Annotated in this window: 10 protein-coding genes; 5 read left to right on the top strand and 5 right to left on the bottom strand. The window is 65.6% G+C overall.

The genetic code is table 11. The annotated features are described in order from the left end of the window. Positions 1–43 precede the first annotated feature (43 nt). The gene (locus tag AX681_RS20990) at positions 44–1,204 is read right to left on the bottom strand and encodes a phosphoserine transaminase (RefSeq protein ID WP_066657735.1); all 1,161 of its coding nucleotides are present in this window, start codon (positions 1,202–1,204) and stop codon (positions 44–46) included. A gap of 182 nt (positions 1,205–1,386) precedes the next feature. Here AX681_RS20990 and AX681_RS20985 point away from each other — a divergent pair, with 182 nt between their 5' ends. The 3 genes from AX681_RS20985 to AX681_RS20975 are packed head-to-tail and all read left to right on the top strand — an operon-like array spanning position 1,387 to position 3,664. Beyond that, on the top strand, positions 1,387–2,034 hold the full coding sequence (locus AX681_RS20985; RefSeq protein WP_066657733.1) for a DUF4328 domain-containing protein: 648 nt from the start codon (positions 1,387–1,389) through the stop codon (positions 2,032–2,034). Positions 2,035–2,070: 36 nt separating this feature from the next. After that, on the top strand, positions 2,071–2,751 hold the full coding sequence (locus AX681_RS20980) for an extensin family protein (RefSeq protein ID WP_066657732.1): 681 nt from the start codon (positions 2,071–2,073) through the stop codon (positions 2,749–2,751). Between the two features lie 46 nt (positions 2,752–2,797). Beyond that, on the top strand, positions 2,798–3,664 hold the full coding sequence (locus AX681_RS20975; RefSeq protein ID WP_066657731.1) for an LOG family protein: 867 nt from the start codon (positions 2,798–2,800) through the stop codon (positions 3,662–3,664). Positions 3,665–3,723: 59 nt separating this feature from the next. On the opposite strand, the gene AX681_RS20970 is transcribed toward AX681_RS20975, so the two are convergent. Further along, a complete protein-coding gene (locus AX681_RS20970) occupies positions 3,724–4,389 on the bottom strand; it encodes a c-type cytochrome (protein ID WP_066657729.1) in 666 nt (221 codons plus the stop codon). A 111-nt stretch (positions 4,390–4,500) separates the two neighbouring features. Between AX681_RS20970 and AX681_RS20965 the strand changes: the two genes are divergently transcribed. After that, positions 4,501–5,394, top strand: a complete 894-nt coding sequence (locus tag AX681_RS20965; RefSeq protein WP_066657726.1) for a prephenate dehydratase — start codon at positions 4,501–4,503, stop codon at positions 5,392–5,394. 117 nt (positions 5,395–5,511) lie between these two features. Here the strand turns inward: AX681_RS20965 and AX681_RS20960 are convergent, their stop codons facing one another. From AX681_RS20960 to AX681_RS20950, 3 genes are all read right to left on the bottom strand, one after another. Next, positions 5,512–7,086 carry a peptide chain release factor 3 gene (locus tag AX681_RS20960; protein WP_066657723.1) on the bottom strand — a complete coding sequence of 525 codons (1,575 nt, stop codon included), beginning with the start codon at positions 7,084–7,086 and terminating at the stop codon, positions 5,512–5,514. Between the two features lie 38 nt (positions 7,087–7,124). Beyond that, positions 7,125–7,946 carry an EcsC family protein gene (locus AX681_RS20955; RefSeq protein WP_197421822.1) on the bottom strand — a complete coding sequence of 274 codons (822 nt, stop codon included), beginning with the start codon at positions 7,944–7,946 and terminating at the stop codon, positions 7,125–7,127. 86 nt (positions 7,947–8,032) lie between these two features. Continuing rightward, positions 8,033–8,770, bottom strand: a complete 738-nt coding sequence (locus tag AX681_RS20950; RefSeq protein ID WP_066657720.1) for an SDR family NAD(P)-dependent oxidoreductase — start codon at positions 8,768–8,770, stop codon at positions 8,033–8,035. A gap of 58 nt (positions 8,771–8,828) precedes the next feature. Here AX681_RS20950 and AX681_RS22715 point away from each other — a divergent pair. Continuing rightward, the coding region (locus AX681_RS22715) for a hypothetical protein (RefSeq protein WP_197424335.1) at positions 8,829–9,239 on the top strand (411 nt) is incomplete at its 3' end.

The raw sequence follows: 9,239 nt of genomic DNA, 5'->3' as shown, positions 1-9,239 counted from the left end.
TGCCCCTCTCCCCGACCCTCTCCCCTGAAGGGGAGAGGGAGACTTAAGCGCCCTTCGCAGTGGCGTAGGCCCAGTCGAGCCAGGGGCCGAGCGCTTCGATATCGGCGGTGTCCACCGTCGCGCCGCACCAGATGCGCAGACCCGCAGGGGCATCGCGGTATCCGGCGACGTCATAGGCGGCGTGTTCGGCCTCGAGCAGCGACGCGAACTTCTTGATGAAGGCTTCGTCGGCGCCATCGACGGTCAGGCACACGCTGGTGGTCGAGCGGATCGCTTCGTCCGCGGCCAGATTGCCTAGCCAGTCGCGCTCCGCGACCAACTTTTGCAATGCGTCGGCATTGGCGTTGCTGCGCGCGATCAGGCCGTCGAGCCCGCCCAGACCCTTGGCCCATTCGAGCGCGAAGATCGCGTCCTCGACTGCCAGCATCGACGGGGTGTTGATCGTCTCGCCCTTGAACACGCCTTCGGCGAGCTTGCCCTTGGCCATCAGGCGGAACACCTTGGGCAGCGGCCAGGCGGGGGTGTAGGTTTCGAGGCGCTCGACGGCGCGCGGGCCGAGGATCAGGACGCCATGGCCGCCCTCGCCCCCCAGCACCTTCTGCCAGCTGAAGGTCGCGACGTCGATCTTGTCCCAGGGCAGGTCATAGGCGAACACCGCGCTGGTCGAATCCGCGAAGGTCAGGCCCGCGCGGTCGTCGGGGATCCAGTCGCCGTTCGGCACGCGCACGCCGCTGGTGGTGCCGTTCCAGGTGAACAGCACGTCGGTCGACCAGTCGATCGCGGTCAGATCGGGCAGCTGGCCATAATCGGCGCGGATGATCGTCGGATCGAGCTTGAGCTGCTTGGCGGCGTCGGTGACCCAGCCTTCGCCAAAGCTCTCCCAAGCCAGCGTGGTGACGCCGCGCGCGCCGAGCATCGTCCACATCGCCATTTCGAACGCGCCGGTGTCGGAACCGGGGACAATGCCGATGCGATGCGTCTCGGGCAGGCGCAGCATCTCACGCATCAGGTCGATGCAATATTGCAGGCGGGTCTTGCCGAGCTTCGAGCGGTGCGAGCGTCCAAGGACCTCGGTCGCGAGCTTGGCGGCGTCCCAGCCCGGAGGCTTGGCGCAGGGACCCGAAGAGAAAAAGGGGCGAGCCGGCTTGGCGGCGGGCTTGGAAGCGGACGCAGTTGTGGCGTCGGCGGCAGTCGAATCAGTCATGTCAGTCTCTCCTTGCAGAGAGCACGCGCGGCGTTGGGACCGCGTGGCCCGTCGGCGGCCCTAACGACGGGAGGCGCTAAGTCAAGCGGATTAAGGTCGCCGACGATACTGGCCGCCGCTTTGTCCGCACGATCTGGACTTCCCATGCCTGGCGCTTAAACTGCTGCATTCAGGGGGATTTCATGGACGAATTTCGAGATCCGACGGCTGTCGGAACGGCGGCGCGCACGGCGTTGATATGCTGGCTTGTGGCGTCAGCGATCTATTGCGGGGGCGCGGTTTTCTCGATCGTCGGCATCACGGCCTATCAGAGTGGATCATCTTCCCCGCTGGCCGACCTTGAGACCGTCGATCTCGTTTCGATGGTCACGGCTGGTATCTATCTGGTCGCCGAACTCGTCAGCGTGGTCGTGATCGGACGCTGGATCTATCGCGTGAACAAGAATGCCTGGCAGATCAGCGATGCGATGACCGTGTCGCCTGGATGGAGCGTCGGATCCTTTTTCATCCCGTTTCTCAACCTGATTCGCCCGTTCACCGGCCTGCGCGAAACGTGGCAGGCTAGTCATGCACCGGCCGATGCGCAGGACGTGCCCGTGCCTGCGATCATGCGCCTGTGGTGGGCGGGCTGGCTAATCCTCGGCGTCTTCGGTCAACTGTCCTTCCGCCTGAGCCTGCGCGCCGAGACGCTGGAAGATCTGCTCGAAGTCGCATGGCTGGATATCGTCGCTACCCCGTTTGATTTCATTACGGGCCTGGCGCTGCTCTGGATCGTCCGCCACCTGACCGAAACACAAAGCCATTTGCGCGATCACACGGTATTCGAATAATCGCCGGTTAACCATAATGGGTTAGAGGGGGATGGCATGCGTATCCTCCCCACCCTGTGTTTGCCCTTGTTGCTTGCCGGCTGTCTGTTCGGCGGAGGCGATGATCGCGCGCCGCCGCGTGCGCCGGTGCGCCCCGATCCGCGCGGGCCGGTGACGCTCGACCTGCCGACCAGCCGTGAGACGCAGATATGCTTTGCCGATCTGTCGCGCGCGCAGGTGCGGTTCAGCCCGCTGCCCGATCGCGATTATGGCGGCGGATGCCAGGTCATCGGCGCGGTGCAGCTGATCGATGTCGGCATCCCCGTTTCGGGGCTGAAGGCGATGCGCTGTCCGCTCGCCCGCACCTTCATCGCATGGATGCGCCACGCCGCCGTGCCCGCCGCGCGCGAGATATTGGGCGGTGAGCTGGTGCGGGTCGAAACCTATGGCAGCTATGCCTGTCGCGGCATCGTTGGCGGCAGCGCGGCTTCCGCCGGGCGGGTGTCCGAACATGGGCTGGGCAACGCGGTCGACGTCGCCGCGTTCGTGCTGGCCGACGGGCGCAAGATCAGCGTGCTGAGCGACTGGAGCGGGGGGACTGCGGAGGAGCGCGCATTTCTGCGCGTGGTCCACAAATCGGCCTGCCGCCGCTTCACCACGGTGCTGGGGCCGGAGTATAACAGCGCCCACGCCAACCATTTCCACTTCGACATGGGCGGCAAGGCGTTCTGCCGCTGACACGCGCCACTTTGCGTCGGTGACGAAACCGGCTAATCCCGCCCCAATGACAGACAAGAAAGTGCCGTCGCGCGTCTTTGCCCGCGCGCGCCAGGATGCGGAGACTGCGCGGACCGCCGTCTCCACCCCCCAGACCGAACACCCGGCCTACCGCCTCGCCTTTCAGGATATGGACTTCCTGTTGCGCGAGGATCTGCGCCCGGTGCGTTTCCAGCTCGAGCTGCTCAAGCCCAGCCTATTGATGGACGAGGCGAAGATCGCGTCGCTGTTCGTCATCTATGGCTCGGCCCGGATTCCGGAGCCCGCCAAGGCGCAGGCGTTGCTCGATCTCGCCACCGACGACCAGTCGCGCCGGATTGCCGAGCGGCTGATCGAAAAGTCGAAATATTATGACGTGGCGCGCGAACTGGCCGCGCTCGCCAGCTGCTATCCGCTCGACGAGAATGGCGACCGCCACTTCGTCGTCACCTCGGGCGGCGGCCCGTCGATCATGGAAGCGGCGAATCGCGGCGCGGCGGAAAAGGGCTGCGAATCGGTCGGCCTCAACATCGTGCTGCCGCATGAGCAGGCGCCGAACGCATATGTGACCCCGTCGCTCAGCTTTCAGTTCCACTATTTCGCGCTGCGCAAGATGCATTTCCTGCTGCGCGCGCGCGCGGTGGCGGTGTTCCCGGGCGGGTTCGGCACATTCGACGAATCGTTCGAGCTGCTGACGCTGATCCAGACCGGCAAGATCGCGCCGATCCCGGTGCTGTTCTACGGCAAGGATTTCTGGACCCGGGTCGTCAATTTCGAGGCGCTGGTGGAGGAGGGCGTGATCAGCCCGCGCGACCTCAAGCTGTTCCACTTCTGCGAGACCGCGGAAGAGGGGTGGGAGATCGTCCAGAAATTCTGGGAAGAGCGGAAAGGGTAACAAAAAAGGGCGGCCCATCGGACCGCCCTTTTTTTGTCTGCGCCGTCAGTGGCGGCGGATCATTCCTTCTTTGCGGCTTCCTCGGCAGCGGCCGGATCGACCGACGGCGCGCCCGATGCCGGAGTGCCGGCATTGCCCATCTCGGTCGGCGTGATCGCATTCTCGGTCGCCGCTTCGCCACCCTCGGCCGGAGCCGCTTCGGGCGCCGGGAGCGGCAGGTTCGATCCCTGTGCGTTCAGATAGGCGATGACGTTGGCGCGCTCCTGCGGGTCCGACAGACCGGCGAAGGTCATCTTGGTGCCCGGCGCATATTTACGCGGGCTGGCGAGCCACGCGTCCATCGCTGCGAAGTCCCAATTGCCCGGAACCGCCTTGAGCGCATCCGAATAGGCGAAGCCCGGGACATGGCCGTGCGGCTTGCCCATCGAAGCCCACAGGTTCGGGCCGACGCCATTGGCGCCACCCTGGGTGATCGAGTGGCACGCCGCGCACTTGGCGAACGACGCCTGCCCCTTGGCGACATCGGCCTTGGCGAGGCGGTTGGCGATCGGCTCGACCGCGGCGGCACCGCCTTCACCCTCGGCACCATCGGCGCTTTCGACCGGATAGCCTTCCTTTTCCGGCTTTCCGCTGTGGTAGATCATGCCGCTGGCGATCGACAGGCCGAGCGCCGAGGCACAGCCGAACAGGACCCAGCCTGCGATCGTGTTCATGCGATTGTCCATGTGCGCCCGTTCTGCCCCGTGTTGATCTTGGCCGGGTTCTTTAGTCGGGCCTTTTGTTTGCCGCAACCCGGGCTTGCCGCAAGTTGATCGCGCGGTTACGCGCACGCGCCAATGGACAATTTCGCCGCACCCGCCCGCCCGATCGTCGAACGCATGACGCAGGCCGCCCTGGCCGAGCCCAAGCGCGCGGTCGCGTTTCAGGGCGCGCCGGGCGCAAATTCGCACATGGCGGCGCTCGAGGCCTTTCCGACCGGGCTGCCTCTGCCGTGCTTCAGCTTCGAGGATGCGATCGATGCGGTGCGCGACGGGCGCGCCGATTGCGCGATGATCCCGATCGAAAATTCATTGCACGGGCGCGTCGCCGACATTCATTTCCTGCTGCCCGAATCGGGGCTGGTGATCATCGGCGAGCATTTCCTGCCGATCCGCTATGCGCTGATGGGGCTGGGCGCGCGCGCCGGGGTGCGTCAGGCGATGAGCCATCCGCAAGCACTGGGCCAGTGCCGCCATTGGCTGAAGGCGCAGGGGATCGCGCCGCTTTCTTATCCCGACACCGCCGGGGCCGCCGCGGTGGTGGCGGAGGCGGGTGATCCAGCGGTCGCAGCACTCGCCCCGCCGGGCGCCGCGCCGCTCTATGGCCTGACCGTGTTCGACAGCGACGTTGCGGATGCGGACCACAATATGACCCGCTTCGTCATGCTGGCGCGCAGCGCGCCGCCGCTGCGCGACCATGGGCCGTACATGACCACCTTCGTGTTCGAGGTGAAGAATATCCCCGCCGCGCTCTATAAGGCGCTGGGCGGCTTTGCGACCAATGGCGTCAACATGACCAAGCTGGAAAGCTACCAGCGCGGCGGCAGCTTTGCGGCGACGGAATTCTATTGCGACATCGTCGGCCGCCCCGGCGATGCCGGGGTCGACCGCGCGCTGGAGGAACTCAAGTTCCACACCAAGTCGATGCGCCTGCTCGGCACCTACCCGCAGGCGCGCGCGCGGCCCGAATAAATCGTGTCAGTTAGGCGGCGCCGGCCCGCTCCCCCACCCGGCCACCCAACGGAAGTATCATATGGGTGGCCGGGTGGGGGAGCGGGCTGGTGCCGCTTCAGCGAAGCTGACAAAGACTCACCGCTCGCGCGTCGCCATGAACTTCACCCTGGAGTAGCGATCGGCGATATAGCCGACTTCCCAGGCCGATTTGGCGAGGAAGACCGGGTTGCCGTCGCGATCCTTGGCCATTGCGGTGCGGTTGAGGTCCATGAATTCCTTCAGATCCGCTGCTTCACCGCCGACCCAGCGCGCGGTGTCGAACGGGGCGGGCTCGAGGACCGCGCCGACCTTATACTCGGCATCGAGGCGGCTGAGCAGCACTTCGAGCTGAAGCTGCCCGACCACGCCGATGATCCAGTTCGACCCGATTTCGGGGTAGAAGACCTGGATGACGCCCTCTTCGGACAGGTCGTCGAGCGCCTTGCGCAGCTGCTTGGTCTTAGTCGGGTCCTTGAGCACCACGCGGCGCAGGATTTCGGGTGCGAAATTGGGCAGGCCGGTAAAGCGCACCGCCGCCCTTTCGCTCAGCGTGTCGCCGACGCGCAGCGTGCCGTGGTTGGGGATGCCAATGATGTCGCCCGGAAACGCCTCGTCCGCCAGTTCGCGCTGCTGAGCGAAGAACATGATCGGCGAGTGGATCGCGATCGGCTTGCCATGGCCGCTCGGCGTCAGTTTCATGCCGCGCTTGAACGTGCCGGACACCAGCCGCATGAACGCGATTCGGTCGCGGTGGTTGGGATCCATGTTGGCCTGAACCTTGAACACGAAGCCGGTGACTTCGGGATTGTCGGGCGCGACCGCCGCCGGTTCGGCGGGCAGCGCGTGCGGCGGCGGCGCGTGGCGGGCGATCGCGTCGATCAGCGAATCGACCCCGAATTCCTTGAGCGCCGACCCGAAATAGACCGGGGTCAGGTCGCCATTGCGATAGGCATCGCCGTCGAATGTCGCATAGCCCGCGAGGCCCAGCTCGGCCTCCTCGCGCACCTTGGCCAGCGTTTGCGCCGAGATCAGCGTGTCGAGCTGCGGATCGTCGAGCCCGCTGGTCTGCACGACTTTGCCCTGAAACTCGCGGCTGTCGCCGTCGGGCAGCAGCAGGCGATGGTCGACCAGGTCGTAAATCCCCTCGAACTGCCCGCCCATGCCGACCGGCCAGGTCATCGGCGCGACGTCGAGGGCGAGCAGGTCGGCGATCTCGTCGAGAATCTCGAACATCTCGCGGCCTTCGCGATCGACCTTGTTGACGAAGGTGATGATCGGCACGTTGCGCAACCGGCACACCTCGAACAGCTTGCGCGTCTGGCTCTCGATGCCCTTGGCCGCGTCGATCACCATCACCGCGGAATCGACCGCGGTCAGCGTGCGATAGGTGTCTTCGGAAAAGTCTTCGTGGCCGGGCGTGTCCAGCAGGTTGAAGGTCACCCCGTCGCGCTCGAACGTCATCACCGACGAGGTGACCGAAATACCGCGCTGCTGCTCGATCTTCATCCAGTCCGATCGCGCGCGCCGCGCCTGGCCGCGCGCCTTGACCTCGCCGGCCAGATGGATCGCGCCGCCGAACAGCAGCAGCTTTTCGGTCAGCGTGGTCTTGCCGGCGTCAGGGTGAGAGATGATCGCAAAGGTGCGGCGATCCGGAATCGAATTGTCGGGCATCGCGGCGCTCTAGCGGCAAGTGCGCGATGAATCGAGCCTCAACCCCGCCGCTTCTTCGACCGCCGCCGTTCGCGCTCCAGCAGCACGATCCGCTCAAAACACGCCATCACCTGGTCGCGCGGATAGCGGCGTTCGATCCGGCGCAGGCGGAAATGGACGTGCGCCATTTTCTGATAGTAGCGCGCGAAGACGGTGTTGATCGCTGCCGCCGCTGCGGCGCTGACGACCGGCGCGGCGCGCGCGGCGAGCGATTGGCCCATCGTCCGCCCCATCCGCGGCAAGACCGCGCCAATCACGCCCGAGATCGACTGGTGGCTGAGCGCGATGCGACCCGCCCATAGCCCGGTGTCGGTCGCGTCATCGTCAGTCAGTGGGCCGCCCAGCCCGAACACCGCAATGCACTGGGCGCGCACGTCGGGATCGTCGATATCCTCGCCATAATGCGCCGCGATCTGCTGGATCGAACGCAGGATCAGCGTGGTGGTGACGGCGAGGTCGACCAGCGTCGTGCCGACCCCGCCCAGTCCGCCAATCGCGCCGGTAAGGCCGGCGGCGACGCGGTGAAATTGCTCGGCATTCTTGACCGGGCGCGTATCGCCCGCGGCGCGGCGGCTGCGCTTGTTGGTGCGGAAGGCGAAGGCATAACTCTGGCGCAGCGCGAGATCGAGCATGCCCTGCAGCTTGGCCTCCCAATCATCGGGCAGCCATTCGATTACCGAATCGGCCTGCTTCCCCGCCTGTTTGGCGAGGTTCATCAGGACGCTGCCGGCATCCTCATGATATTCGGCAATGGCGAGCAGCTCGACCAGGTCGTCCTGACCGAATGCCGCGCATGCATTGCCGGGATCGATCGACTCCACCCGCATGTCCCCCCGGCACACAGGCTATTGGTTAACGCCGCGATGGCAAGGGGTGTGGCGTGCGCGATCCCGGGACGGGACGTTACCTATCCTTCGCGATGGACAGCGAAGCCGGCGAAATCCTGATTCACCGGCATCAGCTCAAGCCGGTTGATGTTGAGATGCGGCGGCAGCGTCGCGACCCACAGCAACGTTTCCGCGATGTCCTCCGGCGTCATCGGGTTCACCCCGGCATAGAGCCGGTCCGACGCGTCCTTGTCGCCGCCGGTGCGCACGGTCATGAACTCGGTCTCGACCATGCCCGGCTCGATCGAGGTAACGCGCACGCCGGTGCCGTGCAGATCGGCGCGCAGGGCGAGGCTGAAATGGTTCACGAACGCCTTGGTGCCCGCATAGACATTGCCCGCCGGATAGACATAGCTGCCTGCGACCGAGCCGAGATTGATGATCGCGCCACGCCGTTCGATCAGCATCGGCAGCAGCTTGTGCGTGATCGACATCATCGCGGTGACGTTGGTGTCGACCATCGTCTTCCAGTTATCGAGATCGGCCTGCTGCGCCTTCTCAAGGCCCCGCGCGAGCCCGGCATTGTTGATCAGCAGATCGATGTCGGCGAACGGTTCGGGCAGCGACGCCAGCGCCGCATCCCGGGCGGCCTCATCGCGAATGTCGAATTCGAGCGTGTGGACGCTGTCGCTCTTCAGCGACGCCAGCCGATCCGCGCGGCGTCCGGTGGCGACGACATGCCAGCCCGAATCGGCAAAGGCATGCACCGCCGCTTCGCCGATCCCTGCAGTCGCGCCGGTGATGAGTACGGTGGGCATGGTCAGGGTCCTTTCGCTGAAGACCCACGCCCTATGGTCATTGATCCGACACGCTGCAATGATCGCTCGCCCGGAGGGCATCATGGAATCGCTGAAAATCATCCTCTTCGCGATCTTGTCGGCGGTCGTTTACGGCATCCTGCACGATCAGGTGACCGCGCATCTTTGCGTCGAGTATTTCACGATCGGGCATCCGCCGGTCTTTGCCACGGACTCACCATTTCTTCTCGCGCTCGGCTGGGGCGTCATCGCGACCTGGTGGGTCGGCCTGATCCTCGGGATCCTGCTTGCGCTGGCTGCACGAGTGGGCCGGGCTCCAAAGCTTGGCGTCAACGACGTGCGCGCCTGGATCGTCTGGCTAATGCTGGTCAGCGCTGGCGGGGCAGCGGTCGGCGGCATAGTCGGGGCACTACTCGCTGCGCAGGATGCCATCTGGCTCGTCGGCGATATGGCGGCCCGTGTTCCGGGC

It is taken from the genome of Sphingomonas sp. CCH9-E2, assembly GCF_001557215.1.
Classification (GTDB): Bacteria; Pseudomonadota; Alphaproteobacteria; order Sphingomonadales; family Sphingomonadaceae; genus Sphingomonas.
The sequence above is the reverse complement of the archived record's forward strand: the minus strand, read 5'-3'. Positions and strand labels throughout refer to the sequence as shown.

Coding starts and splice junctions, on each gene's coding strand:
- AX681_RS20990 (WP_066657735.1), bottom strand. CDS start 1,204: ATGACTGATTCGACTGCCGCCGACGCCACAACTGCGTCCGCTTCCAAG.
- AX681_RS20985 (WP_066657733.1), top strand. CDS start 1,387: ATGGACGAATTTCGAGATCCGACGGCTGTCGGAACGGCGGCGCGCACG.
- AX681_RS20980 (WP_066657732.1), top strand. CDS start 2,071: ATGCGTATCCTCCCCACCCTGTGTTTGCCCTTGTTGCTTGCCGGCTGT.
- AX681_RS20975 (WP_066657731.1), top strand. CDS start 2,798: ATGACAGACAAGAAAGTGCCGTCGCGCGTCTTTGCCCGCGCGCGCCAG.
- AX681_RS20970 (WP_066657729.1), bottom strand. CDS start 4,389: ATGGACAATCGCATGAACACGATCGCAGGCTGGGTCCTGTTCGGCTGT.
- AX681_RS20965 (WP_066657726.1), top strand. CDS start 4,501: ATGGACAATTTCGCCGCACCCGCCCGCCCGATCGTCGAACGCATGACG.
- AX681_RS20960 (WP_066657723.1), bottom strand. CDS start 7,086: ATGCCCGACAATTCGATTCCGGATCGCCGCACCTTTGCGATCATCTCT.
- AX681_RS20950 (WP_066657720.1), bottom strand. CDS start 8,770: ATGCCCACCGTACTCATCACCGGCGCGACTGCAGGGATCGGCGAAGCG.